The sequence below is a fragment of the Modicisalibacter xianhensis genome, from assembly GCF_900113605.1.
Lineage (GTDB): Bacteria > Pseudomonadota > Gammaproteobacteria > Pseudomonadales > Halomonadaceae > Modicisalibacter > Modicisalibacter xianhensis.
Genome location: NZ_FOPY01000010.1, coordinates 61,111 through 81,724, shown reverse-complemented (window position 1 = coordinate 81,724; position 20,614 = coordinate 61,111). Strand labels below are relative to the sequence as shown.

Annotated in this window: 15 protein-coding genes; 7 read left to right on the top strand and 8 right to left on the bottom strand. The window is 62.6% G+C overall.

All coding sequences use genetic code 11. The annotated features are described in order from the left end of the window. Positions 1-7 precede the first annotated feature (7 nt). Both BM194_RS13070 and gap read right to left on the bottom strand, forming a co-directional pair. Positions 8-370 carry a hypothetical protein gene (locus BM194_RS13070; RefSeq protein WP_092847411.1) on the bottom strand — a complete coding sequence of 121 codons (363 nt, stop codon included), beginning with the start codon at positions 368-370 and terminating at the stop codon, positions 8-10. Positions 371-627: 257 nt separating this feature from the next. After that, positions 628-1,629 carry a type I glyceraldehyde-3-phosphate dehydrogenase gene (gene gap / locus BM194_RS13065; RefSeq protein WP_092847409.1) on the bottom strand — a complete coding sequence of 334 codons (1,002 nt, stop codon included), beginning with the start codon at positions 1,627-1,629 and terminating at the stop codon, positions 628-630. Positions 1,630-1,829: 200 nt separating this feature from the next. Between gap and edd the strand changes: the two genes are divergently transcribed. The 6 genes from edd (at position 1,830) to BM194_RS13035 (ending at position 9,124) form a co-directional block, all read left to right on the top strand. Then, positions 1,830-3,686 carry a phosphogluconate dehydratase gene (gene edd / locus BM194_RS13060; RefSeq protein WP_092847407.1) on the top strand — a complete coding sequence of 619 codons (1,857 nt, stop codon included), beginning with the start codon at positions 1,830-1,832 and terminating at the stop codon, positions 3,684-3,686. After that, positions 3,683-4,651 carry a glucokinase gene (glk, locus tag BM194_RS13055; RefSeq protein WP_092847405.1) on the top strand — a complete coding sequence of 323 codons (969 nt, stop codon included), beginning with the start codon at positions 3,683-3,685 and terminating at the stop codon, positions 4,649-4,651. The genes edd and glk overlap by 4 nt, the downstream gene beginning before the upstream one ends. Beyond that, entirely contained in the window at positions 4,648-5,511 is an 864-nt protein-coding gene (locus BM194_RS13050) for a D-hexose-6-phosphate mutarotase (protein WP_092847403.1), read from the top strand. The genes glk and BM194_RS13050 overlap by 4 nt, the downstream gene beginning before the upstream one ends. Before the next feature lie 2 nt (positions 5,512-5,513). Continuing rightward, a complete protein-coding gene (locus BM194_RS13045) occupies positions 5,514-6,383 on the top strand; it encodes an aldo/keto reductase (protein ID WP_092847401.1) in 870 nt (289 codons plus the stop codon). Between the two features lie 102 nt (positions 6,384-6,485). Further along, the gene (gene pgi / locus BM194_RS13040; protein WP_092847400.1) at positions 6,486-8,156 is read left to right on the top strand and encodes a glucose-6-phosphate isomerase; all 1,671 of its coding nucleotides are present in this window, start codon (positions 6,486-6,488) and stop codon (positions 8,154-8,156) included. Continuing rightward, complete coding sequence (locus BM194_RS13035) at positions 8,153-9,124, top strand: carbohydrate kinase family protein (protein ID WP_092847398.1); 972 nt, start codon at positions 8,153-8,155, stop codon at positions 9,122-9,124. The genes pgi and BM194_RS13035 overlap by 4 nt, the downstream gene beginning before the upstream one ends. 3 nt (positions 9,125-9,127) lie before the next feature. On the opposite strand, the gene BM194_RS13030 is transcribed toward BM194_RS13035, so the two are convergent. From BM194_RS13030 to BM194_RS13005, 6 genes are all read right to left on the bottom strand, one after another. Beyond that, the gene (locus BM194_RS13030) at positions 9,128-10,060 is read right to left on the bottom strand and encodes a prenyltransferase (RefSeq protein ID WP_218155397.1); all 933 of its coding nucleotides are present in this window, start codon (positions 10,058-10,060) and stop codon (positions 9,128-9,130) included. A gap of 21 nt (positions 10,061-10,081) precedes the next feature. Continuing rightward, a complete protein-coding gene (locus tag BM194_RS13025; RefSeq protein ID WP_092847394.1) occupies positions 10,082-10,747 on the bottom strand; it encodes an alpha/beta hydrolase in 666 nt (221 codons plus the stop codon). 73 nt (positions 10,748-10,820) lie between these two features. After that, positions 10,821-12,590 (bottom strand): SLC13 family permease, encoded by a 1,770-nt coding sequence (locus BM194_RS13020; protein ID WP_092847391.1) that lies wholly within the window; start codon positions 12,588-12,590, stop codon positions 10,821-10,823. Between the two features lie 104 nt (positions 12,591-12,694). Then, positions 12,695-14,713 carry a glucans biosynthesis glucosyltransferase MdoH gene (gene mdoH, locus BM194_RS13015; RefSeq protein ID WP_092847389.1) on the bottom strand — a complete coding sequence of 673 codons (2,019 nt, stop codon included), beginning with the start codon at positions 14,711-14,713 and terminating at the stop codon, positions 12,695-12,697. A gap of 22 nt (positions 14,714-14,735) precedes the next feature. After that, the gene (locus BM194_RS13010) at positions 14,736-16,445 is read right to left on the bottom strand and encodes an OpgD/OpgG family glucan biosynthesis protein (RefSeq protein ID WP_092847387.1); all 1,710 of its coding nucleotides are present in this window, start codon (positions 16,443-16,445) and stop codon (positions 14,736-14,738) included. A gap of 771 nt (positions 16,446-17,216) precedes the next feature. Next, entirely contained in the window at positions 17,217-19,880 is a 2,664-nt protein-coding gene (locus BM194_RS13005; RefSeq protein WP_092847385.1) for a bifunctional acetate--CoA ligase family protein/GNAT family N-acetyltransferase, read from the bottom strand. Between the two features lie 311 nt (positions 19,881-20,191). On the opposite strand from BM194_RS13005, the gene BM194_RS13000 reads away from it, so the two are divergent. Further along, entirely contained in the window at positions 20,192-20,614 is a 423-nt protein-coding gene (locus BM194_RS13000; RefSeq protein ID WP_092847383.1) for a CBS domain-containing protein, read from the top strand.

Here is a 20,614-nt window from a genome sequence, read left to right as displayed (position 1 = left end):
GGTTCCTTTATGACGATCCTTGTGCAAACGCGAAGCGCGGCCCATCAATGGCCGTATGCGACTCCTCCTTGACCAACCCCATGGGCGGTGCAGGCAAGCGAGGCATACTGGCCTGCAGGCATGCGCTTTGATGGCCGTTGCCCCAGACTCTCCGGCTCGGGGGGACGGTATCACAGGCCTGGACCAGGGTACGCAACTCCTGGGCCGTCAGCGGTACGCGCTCGGCCTGCCCCTGCCCCTCCCAGACAATCAGCAATGCCGGCTGACCGCGATTCTGGTCGATGCCTATGATGCATCCCTGGCGCCGACGCCGGGGATCGCGTAGACGCGCCCCGATCAACCGCTGTGCTTGGGTAACGCTATCATTCATGTGCAATGCAGTCTGTAAAACGTTGGTCCTTAACTTTACTTAAAGCTAACACATCAGCCACGGCAAGGCGCGCCAGCTGCGGCTAGCAAACCCCACTTTAACGCTAGGCGCGACATATCACCATGGCTGCATGAAGTGCCAACCACATTGCCGCACTCCCGGCGCACCGAAACGCCAAGAAAAAAGGGCGCCGAAGCACCCTATTTCTTCCTAGAGACCCGGCTCGTCAATGCCAGGACCTGGGGGTCTTTCCTCACTCAGGCCGTAGCTTGCATGGCCAACGCCGTGTCCAGCATCCGATTGGAGAAGCCCCATTCGTTGTCGTACCAGGCCATGACCTTGACCAAGCGACCGTTCACGCGGGTATGGTTGGCGTCAAAGATAGACGAATGCGCGTTATGGTTGAAGTCCACCGACACCAGCGGCTGGGCATTCACGTCCAGCACGGCGGACTGGGCGGCGGCCTTCTCGACCACGGCATTGACCTCTTCCCTGCTGGTGTCGCGGCTGGCGGTGAACACAAGATCGACCAAGGACACGTTGATCACCGGCACACGCACGGCCAGGCCGTCGAACTTGCCTTGCAGCTCGGGCAGCACCAGGCCGACCGCCGCTGCCGCCCCGGTCTTGGTCGGAATCATCGATTGGGTGGCGCTGCGCGCACGGTAGGGGTCCTTGTGATAGACATCTGACAGATTCTGGTCATTCGTGTAGGCGTGCACCGTCGTCATCAGCCCGTTGTCGATACCGATGGCATCGTTGAGCGCCTTGGCCAGCGGCGCGAGGCAATTGGTGGTGCAGGATGCATTGGAGACGACACGGTGTTCCGGCTTGAGTACCTGCTCGTTGACACCGTAGACCACCGTGGCATCGGCGTCCGAGGTCGCCGTCGATATCAGCACGCGGCCTGCGCCGGCCTCCAGATGCTTGGCGGCATCGGCCCGCTTGGTGAACAGCCCGGTACATTCCATGACCAGGTCGACCTGCAACTTGTCCCAGGGCAGTTGGGCCGGATCGCGCTGGGCGAAGGTCAGGATACGATCCCCGTCCACCACCAGCGCTTCTTCATCATGGTCGACGGAATGACTAAAGTGCCCATGGACACTATCGTGCCTGAGCAGATGCGCATTCAGCGCCGGATCGCCCAGGTCGTTGATGGCGACGACCTGAACCCGATCGCGGTAGCCGTTTTCGTAAAGGGCACGCAACACGTTACGCCCGATGCGCCCGAAGCCGTTGATAGCGATACGCAGCGTCATGTGACCTCCTCACTGCAACAAGTGGTGGCGTGAATCTCGGGTGACCACGCTCGCCTGCCGCCGGCAGCGGTCAGGAGGCAGTCACGATGAAACAATCCTACGCTTTAGACCATAATCTGACCCAAAAGGGTCACGACATTCAAGCATTGTTTTGGTAAGTTTACGAAAAATCCTTTACTCGACCGTGAAGAGAGGTCCCCATGGCCGTTCATGAAACCGTGTCCCGCGTGACCCAGCGCATCCGCGAACGCTCAAGCGACCGGCGGGCGCTCTACGAGCGTCACATGCAGGACCAGCACCGCCGTGGCGTCCACCGGGGCGAGTTGTCCTGCGGCAACCTGGCTCACGGCTTTGCTGCCTGTGGCACCGAGGACAAGAACCAGTTGAAGCTGATGAACAGCGCGAACCTGGGTATCGTTTCGTCATATAACGACATGCTCTCGGCTCATCAACCGTTTGCCACCTTTCCCGAGGTCATCAAGGAAGCGGCGCGCAGCATGGGCTCGACGGCCCAGTTCGCCGGCGGCGTACCCGCCATGTGCGATGGCGTCACCCAAGGCCAGCCGGGCATGGAGTTGTCACTGTTTTCACGCGACGTGATCGCCATGGCCACCGGCGTGGCGTTGTCCCACAACATGTTCGATGCGGCACTGCTTCTTGGTATCTGTGACAAGATCGTACCAGGCCTGTTCATAGGAATTGCTCGTTTCGGCCACCTGCCCGCAATCTTCGTGCCGGGCGGGCCAATGACGAGCGGCCTGCCCAACAAGGAGAAGGCCCGCGTCCGCCAGCTCTATACAGAGGGCAAGGTGGGCCGCGACGAACTGCTCGAAGCCGAATCGCAGTCCTACCACGGGCCGGGAACCTGCACCTTCTATGGCACCGCCAATTCCAATCAGCTGATGATGGAGATGATGGGCCTGCACCTGCCAGGCGCGTCGTTCGTCAATCCTTATACGCCGCTGCGAGATGCCCTGACCCAGTACGCTGCAGAACAGGCGGTCCGCAACAGCGCACCGGGCGGCGACTATCGCCCCTTCTGGCAGCAGATCGACGAGAAGGCGATCGTCAACGCGGTGATTGGCCTGCTCGCCTCGGGTGGGTCAACCAATCACACGCTGCACCTGGTGGCGATGGCCGGCGCCGTGGGCCTGACCCTGACTTGGGACGATTTCACCGAGCTCTCGGCGGTGATTCCCAGCCTGACGCGCATCTACCCCAACGGTCAGGCGGACGTGAACCACTTCCAGGCCGCCGGCGGCATGAGTTTCCTGATCCGCGAACTGCTCGACGCCGGCCTGCTCCATGAAGACATTCCGACTGTTTTCGGCGGCAGCATGCGCGACTACACCAAGGAGCCGTTCCTCGAGGACGGCAAGCTGGTGTGGCGCGAAGGCCCCACCGAAAGCATGGATCCCGACGTGCTGCGTCCGGTTGCCAACCCGTTTTCGCCCACCGGCGGACTGACCGTACTCGACGGCAACCTCGGTCGCGGGGTGATCAAGATTTCCGCCGTGCAGCCCGAGCACCGCGTGGTCGAGGCGCCAGTACGCCTGTTCAGCGATCAGAGCCAACTCAAGGCGGCCTTCGATGCCGGCGAACTCGACCGCGACGTGGTCGTCGTCGTGCGTTTCCAGGGGCCACGCGCCAATGGCATGCCCGAACTCCACCAGCTAACGCCCTACCTCGGCGTGCTGCAGGATCGCGGCTACAAGGTGGCCTTGGTGACCGATGGACGCATGTCAGGCGCCTCCGGCAAGGTGCCCGCAGCAATTCACCTGTCCCCCGAAGCGGTCGATGGCGGTCCGCTGGCGCGCCTCAAGGAAGGCGATGTCATCCGTCTGGACGCCAACAAGGGCGAACTGAACGCCCTGGTCGACGAGGCCGAATGGCAATCCCGCGAGCTGGCCACCACTCACCTCGAGGACTACCGCTACGGCATGGGCCGTGAACTGTTCGCCGGCTTCCGTAGCCAGGTCGGCCGCGCCGAGGACGGTGCCGCCACCTTCGGTGGCTTCGAGGCCCAGGACCTGATCGACAAGGGTGGCCAGGCATGACCCGAGCGGCACTGATCGGTGATATCGGCGGCACCAATGCGCGTTTCGCCCTGGTGACGCCGGAGACGTTCGACCTGCGCGACATCCAGACGCTGCCCTGCGTGGATTACCCCCATCTGGTCGATGCCGTGCGCGACTATCTGGAACGGGTGGGAGCGACCGGGGCGAACGCGCCAGTGGAAGCCTGCCTGGCCTTCGCCTGCCCGGTGCATGACGACATCGTCAGTATGACCAATAACCATTGGCGCTTTTCCAAGCGCGAGGTGAAACAGTCTCTCGGACTAGACCTGTTCAAGGTCATCAATGACTTCACCGCCCAGGCGTTGGGCGTGCCTCACATCGGCGATGAGGAACGGATCCAGGTCAAGCCAGGCCATGCCGAACAGAACCGGGCCCGATTGATCATGGGGCCCGGGACCGGGCTGGGTGTTGCCGGTCTGTTTCCGGGAAGCGAGGCCTGGATTCCCCTGACCACCGAGGGGGGGCACGTCACCTTCGCCCCCACCGATGAACAGGAACTGGCGCTGGCCGGTTACTTCATCAGTCGGTATGGCCGCGTCTCGGTGGAGCGCCTACTGTGCGGCCAGGGGCTACTCGACCTATACCGCGCCCATGCGGAGCTGCACCGGGCGGCACCGCGCTACAATACCCCGGCCGAAGTCACCGGCGCGGCCCGCGCCGGCGACAGCGTGTCTGTCGAGACCCTCAAGCGCTTTCTCAAGATCATGGGCGATGTGTGCGGCGACGCGGCACTTTCCCTCGGTGCGCGGGGCGGCGTCTACCTATGCGGCGGTATCATGCCGCGGCTGATCGATTGGCTGCAGCACAGCCGATTTCAGGAAGCCTTCATCAACAAGGGTCGCATGCGCGAGTACAATGACAGCATTCCTATCTGGGTGGTCACCGCGCCCTGGACCGGGCTGCTGGGGGCCGCCGAAGCATTGCACAACAAGGAGGTGGAATGATTCCTCAATCCCTGCGCGAGCTACTCGACGCTACCGACGGACAGCGCCAGGCCGACTGGGAGGGCCGGCGCGTGTGGCTGGCCCGCGAGGCTTGGGGAGAGCTGGCCGTGTCGCTGCAAGGCGCTCAGGTACTGCATTTCCGACCGGACGGCGATGACAGCGCCGGCTGGCTGTGGGTCACCACGACACCCCAGGCCATGCCCGGTGCGATTCGTGGTGGCATCCCGTTGTGCTGGCCCTGGTTCGCCGATGAGTCGCCGGATGGCCAGGGGCCGATGCATGGCACGGCGCGCAAGGCCCAGTGGCGGCTCGACGCCGTCGACGAACATGAGCAGGGAGTCGAGCTGCACCTGTCACCCGAAACGCGGCTGCACGACCAGTTGGTGCCGCGCGCGGTGATCCAGGCCAATGCCCAGCGCCTGCATGTCGAGCTCATCACCGAACACCGCGGTGAGACGCCGGTCAAGTATACCGGCGCCCTGCACACTTACTTCAGCGTGGGCGACACTCACCAGTGCCGTATCGAGGGGCTGGCCGGGTCCCGCTATCTGGACAAGCTCAAGGGCTTCGCCGAAGACGTCCAGCAGGGCGAACCGGGCATCCGTGGCGCCATCGATCGTATTTATCAGTCCAATCGTGAAGTGGTGCTCGATGACGGCCAGCGTCGACTGCGTATCGCCAAGCAAGGCAGCGACTCCACCGTGGTCTGGCATCCCGACACCGAACTGCCCTCGGACACGCCAGCCGACGTGGCGCGTCGTTTCCTGTGTGTCGAGGCTGCCTGTACGCGTGTCGATCCAGTGTGGCTGGTTCCCGGCGCTCAGCACCTGCTCGCCACCACCTTGTCACGAGAGTCCTAGCCATGACCTCCGGCTTCGATGCTCCCTTCCTGCTGGGCATGATGCGCCTGAGCGATTCTCCGTCGTTGAGTGACCCCAGGACACTGGCGGACTGGATCGAAGCCCGGCTCGACGAGGGCCTGACATGGTTCGACCATGCCGACACCTATGGCGACCGCCGTTGCGAAGCCCTGTTCGGTGAAGCCCTGGCACTGCGCCCCGCTCTGAAGTCGCGGATTCACACTGTCGCCAAGGCCGGTGTCGTGCTGCCCGGACGCGATACCTCACGCTTCGGGGTCAAGCATTATAATACCTCTCCGGCCTATCTCGGCCAGGCGATCGACGGCATCCTGTCGCGGCTGGGCGTGGAGCATCTCGACCACTTCCTCGTGCAACGCCCCGACCCGCTGATGGACGTGAGCGCGACCGCACACGTGCTGGACACCGCCATCGCCGCCGGCAAGGTCGGCGCCGTCGGGGTATCGAATTTCCTGCCCGAGCAGTGGCGGCGCCTGCAGCAAGCCATGACCAGCCCCCTCGTGGTGAATCAACTGGAGCTGTCGTTGGCCCACCCCGCTTCGCTGTTCAATGGCTTGTACGACGCGGTGCTCAGCGATGGGCATCAACCGATCGCCCGCTCGTCACTGGGTGGTGGGTCGGTGTTCGAGGACGTGCTGGGGACCGCCATCGAACGCATGGCCAAGGAATTGCAAATCAGTCACGCCGGCCTGGCCCTGGCCTGGCTGCGCCGCCTGCCCGGCCAACCGGTGCCGGTGATTGGCACACTCAAGGACAACCGGATACACGAGCTCGCCCGCGAGGGGCGGGTCGACCTGGACCGCCCGACCTGGTTTGCACTGCTCGAGGAAGCGCGCAGCCAGCGAGTCGGCTGACGCGTTCGGCCTGTGACGCTGACCGACAATCGAAAGCGTGGTACCGTGCCAGGCGCCAAGGTGACACGATTCATCGACTTCAAAACAACAAAGGACACGCTCATGTTCCAGCTTACCCGCAGCGTTACCTGGCAGGCCCTCGAGCGCCTGCATCGCGATACCGCCAACGACCGTATCGGCGATTACTTCAGCCATGACCCACAGCGCTTCGAGAAGATGAGCCTGCGTGTCGGTGGGCTGTTCCTCGACTATTCCAAGCATCACCTCTCCGATGCCGTGCTTGCCAAGCTGCTCGAGCTGGCCGATCACTCAGCATTGGTGCAACGGCGCGCGCAGATGTTCTCCGGCGACATCATCAACGTTACCGAGGACCGCCCGGTCCTGCATACGGCGCTGCGCAGCCTGGGCGACGAGCAGGTGATCGTCGACGGCCAGGACGTGATGCCCGAGATCAAGCGCACCCGCGAGCAGATTCGCGCCTTTTCCGAGGCCGTGCGTGATGGCACCTGGAAGGGCTACAGTGGTGAGCGTATTCGCGACGTGGTCAACATCGGCATCGGCGGCTCGGACCTTGGACCCAACATGGCCTGCCGCGCCCTGCTCAACTACCGGCATGGCGACCTCAATTTCCATTTCGTCTCCAACGTCGATGGTGCACATATACAGAAGGTGCTGCGGCGCCTCGACCCGGCCACTACGCTGTTCATCGTCTCTACCAAGACCTTCTCTACCCAGGAAACCCTGCTCAACGCCAAGACCGCGCGGCGCTGGTTTCTCGACAATGCTGGCGAAGACGCCGACGTGGGCGCCCACTTCATCGCAGCCTCCACCAACCGCAAGGCAGCCATGGAATTCGGCATCCGCGAGGAGAACGTTTTCGAGTTCTGGGCCTGGGTCGGCGGACGCTATTCGATGTGGTCGTCGATCGGCCTGCCCATCGCCCTGTCCATCGGCTACGAAGGCTTTCTCGAACTGCTCGAAGGCGCCTACGAGATGGACCGTCACTTCATCGAGGCGCCTTTCGCCGAGAACATGCCGGTACTGATGGCGCTGATCGGTATCTGGTACATCAACTTCATGGGCGCGGAAACCCAGGCCATCGTGCCTTACGATCAGGCGCTGCATCAGTTGCCGGCATTCCTGCAGCAGCTCGACATGGAATCCAACGGCAAGTCCGTGGATATCTTCGGCCAGCCGGTGAACTACAAGACCGGCCCGATCGTCTGGGGCCAGACCGGCTCGAACGGCCAGCACGCGTTCTTCCAGTTGTTGCATCAGGGCACCCGCTACGTGCCGATCGACTTCATCGCCTCGCTCAAGCCCGAGCCCGGCATGGAAGAGCATCACTTCGCCCTGCTCACCAACATGCTCGCCCAGGCCAATGCCTTCATGGAGGGTAGCCAGAAAGGCAGTCAGCTCGACCCCTACAGCTGCCCAGGCAACCGCCCCTCGAGCACCCTGCTGCTCGACGAGTTGACGCCGCGCAACCTGGGGGCACTGATCGCGCTCTACGAGCACAAGGTGTTCGTCCAGGGCGTGATCTGGAACATCAACTCGTTCGACCAGTGGGGCGTGCAACTGGGCAAGCGCATCGCCGGGGAAATCAGCGAGCGCATCGACGAGCGCACCCAGGACTTCGACGCCTCCACCCAAGGTCTGTTAGCGTTGGTGCGTCAGCATTTTCCTGCCCATCAGCCGGCCACACAGACCCAGGCCGGCCGATCCGGGGGAAAGACCAAGGCCAAAGCCACCAGCCAGGGGAAAACGTCATGATTCCCGTCATCGCCTTCGGCGAAGCCCTCGTCGACATGCTATCGAGCCGCCTGGGGAATGGCAGCGGACCGGAAACCTTCACGCCCTATGCCGGCGGCGCGCCAGCCAATGTCGCCGTCGCCTGTGCACGGCTCGGCGTACCCAGCCGATTCCTGGGCATGGTCGGCGACGACCGTTTCGGGCGTTTCCTGACCACGGAAATGGCCAGTCACGGCGTCGACACCTCGGGCGTGGTGACCACCCGGCAGGCCCGCACGGCACTGGCCTTCGTCTCGCGGGATGCCGAGGGCGAGCGCACCTTCGACTTCTATCGCCCGCCGGCCGCCGACCTGCTCTACCGGCTCGAGCACCTGCCTGCCGGCATCTTCAGCGAGCCGGCCATCGTGCACCTGTGCAGCAATAGCCTGACCGAGGAAAGCATCGCCGAGACGACCCTGGCATTGGCCGACATCGCCAAGCGCTCGGGCAGTCTGGTGAGTGTCGACGCCAACCTGCGCGATAACCTGTGGCCGGAGGGCAAGGTGGATATCGGCCTGGCCACCTCGCTCCTCGACCGGGCGCACCTGCTCAAGCTGTCCCGCGAGGAGGTCGACAAGCTGCGTGGCGATCACCCGGAAGACGCCTGGCTCAACCGGCGGCTCGCCGCCGGCGTGAAGCTGATCGTGATTACCGACGGTCCGCGCCCCGTGGAGATCCATCGGCTCGGCCGTCGCCTGGAGGTGTTGCCGCCACAGGTTCGGGCCGTCGACACCACGGCCGGTGGCGACGCCTTCATTGGCGGTTTGTTGGCCCTACTGGCCGAGGCCGATGTGGATGCCGCCGGCTTTGCTGACTGGAGCGATGACGACGAACGCCTGGTCCGCGCAGTGGAGACCGCCTGCCGCTGCGGCGCGCATGCAGTGACACGCCCCGGCGCCTATGCCGCCCTGCCCTCACGCGAAGACCTCGACGCCATGCTCGGGCACTGACACTCAGCCAGCCCACCACAGCCCCAGGTCGAGCACAGCCAGTGTGACGAGCAGGATGCCGACCTGGGCCGCCAACAATGGCAGTAACTGGCGACGCTCACCGTCGCCTGCGCACTCCTCGAGCCGATATAACCCCAGGCATAGCCATCCCGCCGCCAACCCAGGCAGCAGCGCCGGCCAGGTATCCTCAGGCAACCCGCCCGCCATGAGCGCCAATGCCAGCCAGGCAAAGGCTGCGGTATTTAGCCAGGCCGCCACCCGCGCCGCCCGGCGCAGCCCCAGAACGATCGCCAGATGGCGACGCCCGACTTGCCGGTCGGCGTCGATATCCGGCAACTGGTTGACCAGCAACAAGGCGCTCACCAGCAGTGTGGGTATCGGCGCTGCCGTCAGCACAGTACCGCTCAGCCGGCCACTGACCGCCCAGTGGCTGCCCAGTACCATCAGCACGCCGAACCCCACGCCAGGCGCCAGCAGACACAACCAGGGGCGACGCACGATCCAACCAGTGTAGCCCCAGACCAGGGCCAGCCCGGCGACACCGAAGACCAGCATCGGCACACCGCGCTGCATCAGGAAATAGCCGCCAACGAGCACGGTGGCGGTCAAGCAGGCCGCACCAGCCAGAGCCACGAGGGGCGCCGCCCGGGGGCAGGCCGGTAGGGCACCGCTACCGCCCGAGAATGGCGTCCGTCGCGTCATGGCATCGAGCCCGCTGCGAAAGTCATGGTACTCGTTGAGCAGATTGACCGCGGCATGTGCCGTCAGGCTACCCAACAGGGCCAACCAGACATCCCGCCAGGTCAACGGCAGGCCCTCTACCCGCGCGGCGCCGACACCGATCAGCACACACAGCGGCGCCAACAGCAGAAATGGCGGACGTGTCGCGTGCAGGCAGGCCTGCCAGCGCATGCGCCGGGAAGCGTCGTTCTTCACTCCGTCAGTCAACTCTCGTGTTCAGCCCAGGCAATGGCCCAGCCAGTTGCCGATATCCACGGTCTGCTGGGGGCAGAGCGCATGCGCCATGGGATAGGTGCGGTATTCCGCCGGGATGCCCAGGGCCCTGAGACGTTCGAAACCGGCCCGCCCCAGCGACTCCGGCACGACCGGATCGAAGGTGCCATGATGCACCTCGGTCGCCAGGTGACGGTTGGCCTCGGCCAATTCGATACTGTCACCGGTAGCGAAATAGGTCGACAGCGCCAGCAGGCCGCCCAGCGGCTCGGGATAGCTCAACGCCGCCTCGTAGGCGACTGCGCCCCCCTGAGAGAAGCCGGCAACGATGATCCGTTCGCTGTCGATCCCCAAACGACGCTGCTCGTCGATCAGGCCCTGGACCTGCTTGGCGGACGCCTTGAGCTGGATTTCATCGATTCGCCGCCCCAGGTTCATGTCCAGAATGTCGTACCAGGCCGGCATGCGCATGCCTCCATTGATGGTCACCGGCCGACTGGGAGCGTGCGGCAGCACGTAGCGGATAGCTGGCTTGCCGGGCACGTTCAAGGCAGGAATCAGCGGTGCGAAGTCGTGACCGTCTGCGCCCAGGCCATGCAGGATGATGACGGCGGCATCGGCCTGGCGGCCCTGGTCGGGTTCGATGATGAGCGGCTTGGATTCAGGCATGAGGCATTCCTTTGAGAACGATGCCCTTACTGTAACCCGACAGCCCCATTTCCGACGAACCCGGCAAGCCGCCCTAGAAGGGCCAGATCCGCGGTATCAGGATTAGCGCCACTACACCCACCAGAATATTGAGTACGCCGCCGACACGCAGGAAATCGCTGAAGCGATAGCCCCCTGGCCCATACACCATAAGATTGGTCTGGTAGCCGATCGGGGTCAGGAAGCTCGACGATGCGGCAAACATGACGGCGATAGCATAGGGCAGCACATTGACACCCAGACTCTCGGCACTCGCGGTCACGATGGGAAAGGCAATCACGGCAGCGGCATTGTTGGTTACCACCTCCGTCAACAGCGCCACCAGGATATACGCACCGATGAGCAGCAGATACGGATTACCACCGGCCAGCGCCAGGGCATGGCTGGCCAGGCTGGCCGCAGCACCGGAACTTTCCAGGGCAAGCCCCAGCCCGAAGGACGCGGCAATGGTCAGCAGCACCTGCGTGTCCAGGCCGCGCTTGGCAGCACTGATCGAGCAGCAGCCGGTGAGCACGGCGAGTGCTGCGCCCAGCATTGCCGCGTTGAGCATGCTCAGTGCGCCGAACGAAGCCAGGGCCACGACACCGGCGAGTATGCTCCAGGCCAGCCAGGCCTTTTCGTGGATGGGGCGAGCCTGGCCATTGACCCGGCTGATCAGCAGGAAATCCTTGGACTGGCGGTGACGCTCGATGAAGGGCGGCCGCGCCTCGAGCAGCAGGACATCGGCCGGCTGAAGTCGAATCTGCCCAAGGTTGCCGGCGACTCGCTCGCCATGACGACACACGGCCAGCACGGCGGCACCATAGAGTGTTCGAAAGTGCCCCTCACGAATGCGCCGGCCGATGAACTGGCACTGATCCGAGACGACGGCCTCGACCAGGCGGCGCTCGCGATAGTCCTTCTGCAGGCTGGATTCGCCCTGGATCGATGGTCGCAGCCCACGTATCTGCTGCAGTTCGACGGCTGCCTCTGTGGTGCCTGCAAAGACCAGACGGTCCCCGCCCTTCAGCTTCTCGCCCGGCCCGACCACGCTGACCACGTTACCGCTGCGCTCGATCTCGACCAGAAACAAGCCCTCGAGATGGCGCAGGCCCGCTTCCTCGACCGTCCTGTCGACGATAGGACCGTCAGGCGCGACCTCCATCTCAATGGTGAACTCACGCGGATTGTCGAAGAGTTGTGCAGTGCCGGCACGCTCGGGCAGCAGGAAGCGCCCGGCCAGCAGCAGGTAGGCCAGCCCCAGGACAGCGACCGGTACGCCCACCCAGGCGATATCGAACAGGCCCAGAGAGAGCTCCGGATAGCGATCCTCAAGCAGGCCATTGACGACCAGGTTGGTGCTGGTCCCCAGCAGCGAGCAGGTACCGCCCAGGATCGAGGCAAAGCTCAGCGGCATGAGGAAGCGGTGCGACGACAGGCCCAGCCGGCGGCTCCAGCTCATCACGGCAGGAATGTAGGTTGCCACCACCGGGGTATTGTTGAGAAACGCGCTGATCGCGGAGACGGGAAACAGCAGCCGAACCTGGGCCCCCGTCTCGGTGCGCGGCCGCCCGAGCACGTAGCGAATGATCAGGTCGATGCCACCGGTTTCGCGAATGCACGCGACCAGCACGTACATGAACGCGACGGTGAACAGGCCACTGTTCGAGAATCCGGCCAGCGCCTGGGACGTGTCGAGAATACCCAGCGTCAACAGCCACACCACGGCCCCCAGCAGAATCATGTCGGGGCCGATACGTGTCGTGGCCATCAGTACGAACGCAGCCAATGTCGTGGCCAACGTAATCCAGGCATCCCAAGGCATGGTGGCGGTCCATCAATACAGTCAGTGAATCTGCCCGCATTCTGACCGCCACGCTTTATGCCTGGAAGTTATTTGTGGAAATTTGCCTAGACGAAATAGACATATCAAACTGGCGTTTGCGCCCCACCCAGTCCGAAGGGGGCACGCAGCGATTGCACCGGCATGTCCTGACGACGCTCCCTGCCGGGTAACAGCATATGGTCGTCGAGTTTGACATCGTGCATGGCCGGTGCCGCTTCCTCGTGCGCTTCCAACCGCTCGAGCACCTCCGGTAACCGCACCTCGGCCGGAATGCACAAAAGACCATGGCGCTGCAGCCACTCACCGGCCCGTATGCTGCTCGTGAAACGGATGATGAACACGGACGTCACCATGCCCAGCAGTACCGGCGAGAGCCACCAGAAGAACAGCGGTGAATAGTAGTAACTGACCGTTCCCCAGACCAGGCCGGCCAAGGTCATTGCCCAACTCCGCCGCCATGCTTCACGCCAGGGGATCAATCGCCCACCACGCGCCTGGGTGCTCCACGAGACGGTCCGACCCGAGAGCACGCTGATCACGAACCAGGCATGGAACGCCATCATCAGCGGTGCGATCAGGATCGAGAAGACGATTTCCAGCAAGGCGCTGAACGTCAGCTTGAGTCCGCCGCCGAACTCCTTGCGCCGCTGGACCAAGGCCACGGCCAGCCCCAGTAGCTTGGGCACGACCAGCATGATGACGGTTATCACCAGCAACGAGGCGATCATCGCCACGCGCGACTCCGGCCACTCGGGAAACAGCTGATAGTCCTGGCTGAAGAAGCGTACCTTGACCACGGCACGCGTCACCGCGTCCACGGTGCTCAACGCCAGCATGACCAGCCACAGCAGCGAGGCCATGTAAGCCAGTGCACCCAGCAGGAAGTGCAGCCGGTTGACCCAGTGCAGCCCGCTGGAAAACAGCAGGCGCAGGTGCTGCATGTTGCCCTGGCACCAGCGGCGATCGCGCTTGGCGTACTCGATGATGCTGCCCGGCAACTCCTCGTAGCTGTCCTCGACACCGGCATGCAGGCGCACTTCCCAGCCGGCGCGACGCAGCATGGCCGCCTCGACGAAGTCGTGACTGAGGATCTCCCCGCCCATCGGGGCCTTGCCGGGTAGCGATGGCAAGCCACAGGTATCGACGAAGGCGGCAATGCGAATGATCGCATTGTGTCCCCAGTAGTTCGCGGTGTCGCCCTGCCAGACACTCTGCCCCGCCGCCAGCATCGGGCTATAAAGTGTTGCCGCAAACTGCAGAAAACGTCCGAACAGTGTGCTCGAACGCACCGGCAGCGGCACGGTCTGCAGCAGGGCCAGACGCGGATTGGCTTGCATGGTTGCCGCCATGCCGACCATGGTGCGACCGCCCATGACACTGTCGGCATCGAGCACTAGCATGCTCTCGTAGTCCTGCCCCCAGCGGCAGCAGAAATCCGAGAGGTTGCCGACCTTGCGCCCGATGTTGCGTTCACGGCGCCGGTAGTACAGCGTCAGGTCGTCACCCAGCCGCTGGCGAAGCGCGTAGGCCGCCTGCTTTTCGGCAACTGCCATGGTCTCGTCGGTCGTGTCGCTGAGCAGGAAGACATCGAAGGCCGCGGCCTGTCCGGTCGCGATCAGCGAGCGACATGTGGCCTCCAGGCCGGCAATGACCCGCTCGGTGTCCTCGTTGTAGACCGGCATCACCAAGGCAACGCGGCGCTCGGGATCGAGCGTCTGCTCGAGCGGCCTGTCCCGCTTCAGGGTCAGCGGGTTGCGCTTGAAGGCGACAACCAGAAAGCCGGCGATGCCCGTCCAGAACGAGACCGACAGCCAAGCGAACATGACCACGAACAGCAGCCAGATCGACATTTCCAGCATGTTCATGCCATTGGCACGCAGGATGTCGAACATCATGTAGCCGCCCTGGATGGCGGTGAGCAGCGACAGTGTGAAAAAGACCAGGCGCCGCAGTCCCAGCAGCGGAATACGCTGCATTTTCGAACGGGGCGGTGCCTGCGTAGTCTTGCGCGTGGAGGTCTCGGGGTCGGCCGTGTGTTCGGCCTGCCTCGGCGGAGATATGACACGCTCGGTATGATCGGGACTCAATTCCTGCTCGCTCATACCGTATCCACGACTTTGATTGTCATAAGTCATTGGGATCCCATATGTAGCTCCAGGTTTCGGTAAGCGGCTTGCCACGCAACGTCAGCTTCAGTTGCATGTCAGCCGGCTCATCGTCCTGCGGCGACAGCTTGAACATGGCCCGCCAGGTCTCGCCGTCCGGCATCTTCCTGACATGGAGTTCGCTGGTCTCACCCTTGGAGGTCGTCAACTGGGCCTCGACCGGCTGGGAAGCGGACAGAGACGGTAATTCGCCTCCCTTGAAGTCGACCACGAAACGGCGCAGGCTGCGCGGCGGTCCGTTCGATTCGCCCGGCTGCGCCCCCCATCCCTGGCGGGTACGAATGACACGGGCAAATTCCCTATGGGGAATCGGCTCGTCATAGGTGGTCAGCCTATATTGGTAATGGCGCTCATCGCCGGCCCGGAAATCGTCATCGGGGACCCAGTAGGCAACAATATTGTCGTAGGTTTCGGAATCTGCAGGAATCTCGACGAGTTCCACACCGCCCTCGCCCCAGTCGCCGCCCAGCGTTTCGACCCACAGGCTTGGGCGCTCCTCGTAATTGAGTGCGGTATCCAGGTAGTGCTCGAAATCCCGATCGCGCTGCATCAGGCCGAAGCCCTGCGGTGTGTTATCACGCAACTGAGTGACGTTGAGCGACGGCGGATTGGAAAGCGGACGCCAGATCCACTGATTGCCTGAGGTATGCATCAGCATGCCATCCGAATCGTGGACCTCGGGGCGGAAATCATCGTAATGCTGAACGCTGTTCTCACCATACAGGAACATGCTGGTCAGCGGCGCCACACCCAGCTTGGCCACATCGTTGCGGGCAAACAGGCGAGAATCCACATTGATGACGGTATTGTTGGCCGCCTCGATATCGAAGCGATAGGCACCCGTTACCGACGGGCTGTCGAGCAGGGCGAATACCGTAATTCGCGACGAGTCTGGCTCCGGTGGAATCAGCCAGAATTCCCGGAACGCAGGAAACTCCTCACCGCCCTGGGTCGCGGTATTCACTGCCAGGCCGCGCGCAGAGATGCCATAGGTCTGGTCACGCCCGATCATGCGGAAATACGACGCGCCCAGAAAGACCAGAAACTCATCCTTGTACTGAGGGGTGTTCAGGGGGAAGTGCAGGCGGAAGCCAGCGAAGCCCAGATTTTCCGGCTTCATGCCTTGTACGATATCGCGGATGTGCCCGGTCTGGCCTTCGTATTCGAACATATTGCTGTCGAACGCAACCTCGTCGATGCGGCCGCCACGCAGCACGTGGATATCGACGGGCGTGTCGTAGAGAAAACCGGGGTGAAAGAGTTGTACCTCGAACAGCCGCTCGTTGCGCCACAGGGCGGCATCGCGCCGAAAGCGGATGTTGCGGAAATCATGGTATTCCATGTTGGCCAGTTCGTCGGGAAGCGACGACTCTGGTGCCACATAGGACGAGCCGGCCATTTCTTTTGCACGCCCCACTACATGCTCGAACAAAGCGTCTGGAGTCCAGTCCTGCTTGGGGGCGGAGCCGTTATCGGCCTGCTGGGCTGTTTCCTGCTCGCTGGGGGCGGACTCTGCCGACTGCGGGTTGGTGTTGTCCTGCTCAGCCTCGGAGGGCTGGGCCTCGGCCGCTTGCGAGCCGTCCTTGGGAGGAGTGGATGTCTCCTGAGCTTGCGCAACGGTCAGCACACAGGCCAACCCTGACACAACGATGCATTGCCACACCTTCATGCGCCTTCCTCATTTCCATATTCATTAGGCGACCCCTCGTCCCTGAGCAACTCGAGTTGCTTCTTCTTCGGCGCGTTGCAATTGTGTATACGCCTGCCGGTAACGGGACTGCTGCCATTACCCTTGACGTTGTTATCCTCGGCGCTCGGTTACCGATGTCTTACCATACCTATGTCGTAGACGTACGTCGATGGCCTCGTGCCTCGGACCATGAGGTGATACGGGAACGACAAGTGCCGGTAAGGTGCGCCCGGCCACACACTCGAACGAGTCAGATCGCGTTTTCTTGTGGTAAAACGGCAGGACATAGAAGAATGAAGACGAAGCTATCTTCGGTTGGTCTCGGTCAGGTGTGGCATGACCGTTTCTGTCTGTGTCTACCGCTGACCTGAAGCATAGTGCTCAACGCGGGGTCGATCAAAAAAGAACATTCACTTACCGAGAGGCAACTTCCCTTATGCTGTGCAAGCAACTTCCGCCCGCCTCCCGTCGCCGGGCCTTGCAGCATGCCGCCCAGCTTGCTTGGCCACACTACCGATAGCGCCGAAAGTATGCAGCAACACCAGAGAAATCAGCGATTGATATTAACTAATTACCAATCGCCAATATGAGGATTTAGAAATCAAGTATTAACAGTGAGACAAATAACGTTTATTTTTAAACTCTATTTTTTCGCCGCACACATCAAACCCAAAGTTACGTTAGCCATTCTCTTCTGACTGATTCCTCACCCTATTATCAAGATAGCTTGACTAGGCGATTTCGAGCGTTTCATCGCGTGTTCAGGTCGATCTCGACAGTCACTGTATCGTCGCCCTGAAGCTTGTGACTGACAAAAAACCCCAACTCACGCGCCATCTTCAGCATGGGTTCGTTTTCTGCCAACACGTCGGCAAAGACACGGCGTATCCCGGCTTCCCTGGCGTAAGCGAGAATTTCGCTCATCAGGCGATAACCCAACCCGGTGTGCTTGATGTCCGACCGGACCATGACGGCATATTCCGCGCTGTCCTTGTCAGGGTCGGCGATCAGCCGCACCACACCACAGATTTCCTGCCCACCCGGTGCGAACGCAACCAACGCCATCTCGCGGTCATAGTCGATCTGACTCAGCCGGGCGGCGAAGGCATGATCGAAGGATTTGATGGCAGCAAAGAAACGTAACCTGAGGTCTTCCGGAGACGATCGGCGCAGCATCTCGACCAGGGCCGGCTCGTCTTCCGGGCGGATCGGCCGCAGGCAATATTGCTGCCCCGAACGGGTCGTGACATGGCGTTCAAGCGATTGTGGATAAGGCCGGATCGCCAGTGGCTTGCGGTCCCGGCGAACCACGACCCGCGCATCCAGGGCAATGACTCCCGAGGCATCCGCCAGCAGCGGATTGATATCGAGTTCCACGACACGATCCAGTGTCGTGACGAGTTGCGATACGCGCACCAGCGTCAGTGTCAACGCCTCGAGGTCGACCGCCTGACGGTTGCGATAGCCGTGCAACAGACGAGCAACTCGTGTCCCGTCGATCATTTCGCGCGCCAGCAGCGGGTTGAGCGGCGGTAGCCCCATCATCCGGTCGCCGACTACCTCGACTGCCGTGCCACCTTGTCCGAAGAGGATCATCGGACCGAAGACACGATCCTCGGCCACGCCGACAATCAACTCGTGGGCCTCGGGACGACGAATCATCTTCTGAACATTGAACCCGTCGATGCGCGCCTCGGGAGCAACCTTACGCACTCGCTCGAGCATGGCTTCGGCCGCATCGTGTACCGCCTCGGGCGTTGTCAGATTCAATGCCACCCCACCGACATCCGACTTGTGGGAAATATCGCGCGACACGATCTTGAGCACGACCGACCCACCCAGTTCCTTGGCTGCGGCCGCCGCATCGGCTGGGTCGCGCGCCGTCCTGGCCGGTGCCGTAGGAATGCCATATGCTGCCAGCAGCGCTGTCGCCTCGGGCTCGGTGAGCAAGCTGCGCTCATCCGCCAGCACGGCATCGATGATGGCCTCGGCACGCGCCTGATCGAATTCCAGCCCGGCGAGCGCGGGCGGTGTCTGCATCAGCAATTGCTGGTTGTGCCGATACTGCCAGAGGTGTGCGAAAGCCCGCACGGCCTGCTCCGGCGTTTCATACGATGGCAGTCCGTGTGTGGCGAACAGATGTCTTGCCTGCTCTCCGGCCGCTTCGCCCAGCCAGCAGTTCAATACGGGAACGCGGCGTGAGCCAATGGCTTGGGTGACCGACCGCGCTGCATCCAGGCTATCCGCGACGGCTGTCGGACAATTGATGACCAGCAGCGCATCGGCAGCCGGTTCATCCAGCAGTATCTCGAGGGCATCGGTATAGCGCTTGCCCGGCGCATCGCCGAGGATATCGACCGGATTTCCCCGAGACCAGGCGGCGGGCAGCACCTCGTTGAGACGCGCAACGCTCGTTTCCGACAGCGCGGCCAACTGGCCATGGCCCTCGGCCAGTTCGTCGACGGCCAAGACCCCGATACCCCCGCCATTGGTCAGGATCGCCAATCGGTCGCCCTTGACCCTTATCCCAGTGGCCAGCGTGCCCACCGCCTGGAACAGCTCGTCGAGCGTCTTGACCCGCAGCATGCCGGCACGCCGGAAAGCGGCATCATAGACGGCATCCGAACCGGCCAGGGCCCCGGTATGCGACAGGGCCGCCTTGGCCCCGGCGTCGCTGCGCCCTGCCTTGACCACGATGACCGGCTTGTTGCGTGACGCCATTCGGGCAGCAGAGAGGAACTTGCGAGCCTGGCTGACGGCTTCGACATAAAGCAGGATGGCATGGGTCTTGGGATCGAGCGCCAGGTAATCGAGCATGTCACCGAAATCGACATCACTCATGCCCCCCAGCGATACCACGTGCGAGAAACCGATCCCCCGGCTATCGGCCCAGTCCAGGATCGAGGTCGCCACTGCCCCCGACTGGGTGACGAAAGCCACGTGCCCTTGGCGTGGCGCGACATGCCCGAAGCTGGCATTCACCCCGGCATGTGGCGCCATGATACCCAGGCAGTTCGGTCCCACGATACGCATCAGGTAAGGCCTGGCCGCCTCCAGCATGGCCTGCTTGAGCCGCTTGCCCTCCTCCCGGTCGCCTTCGCCGAACCCGGCCGTGATCACCACGGCGGCACGGCAGCCGCGCTCTCCGAGCTCCTTGATCAACTCAGGCACAGTCGCCGGCGGTGTACTAATCACCGCCAGGTCGGGAACCTCCGGCAGCTCGGCGACGGAGCGATAGTTCAGCGTCGAGCGGATCGCCCGCTCGTGCGGATTGACGGTCATGATCGGCCCGGCAAAGCCGCCCTCGAACAGGTTGCGAGCCAGTACGGCACCGACGGATCCCGGGCGGTTGCTGGCACCAATCAGAGCGATGGAAGACGGATTGAACAACACATCGAGGTTGCGAATGGACAAGGCGATCTCCTGCCCCGGGGGCGGCACGACGAAGGGGAACGATCAGACTCACGCCCTATCATCGTTGCCTGCGTTCCATCTCGCCATCATTCGATGGACAAGGGACAGACTCTGTTGATGTCGCTCAAGTTTCAGGCCTTGGCCACCCTAACCGGACGGACCTCGGCGGCTCACACACTGAAACCCAAGTGAAAAGAATCTCTTTGAAGTCGTCATTGATAATTCGCGGGCTGCTTTCTATTCCTGACGTGTAGCCAGCATGATCCATGCGCTGGCCGATCTCATGGAAACGAGACAAGGGAGGTATCGTCATGCAAGTCAAAGATGTAATGACCAAGCGGCCCGATTACCTGTCCGTCGATGCCACCATTCGCGAAGTGGCCGAACGCATGAGCCGGGATTCCAGCGGCTTCGAGCCTCTGGTCCAGGGTGACAAGATCGCTTGCACGATTACCGATCGCGACATCGCAGTACGTGCGGTAGCCGAAGGCAAAAGCCCCGATGACAAGGCCAGCAGTATTGCGACCAAGGATGTCCTGTACACTTATGAAGACGAAGACGTGGTCAATGTGCTGAAGAATATGCAAGAACAGCATGTCCAGCGCTTGATCGTACTCAACAACCCCAATGACAAGGACCTGGCCGGCGTAGTGACCGTCGGCGATATCGCCGATCGTTGCGACGATGACAACCTCGCCCGGGAAATCGTCAACTGCAGCAAGCATTATCACTGA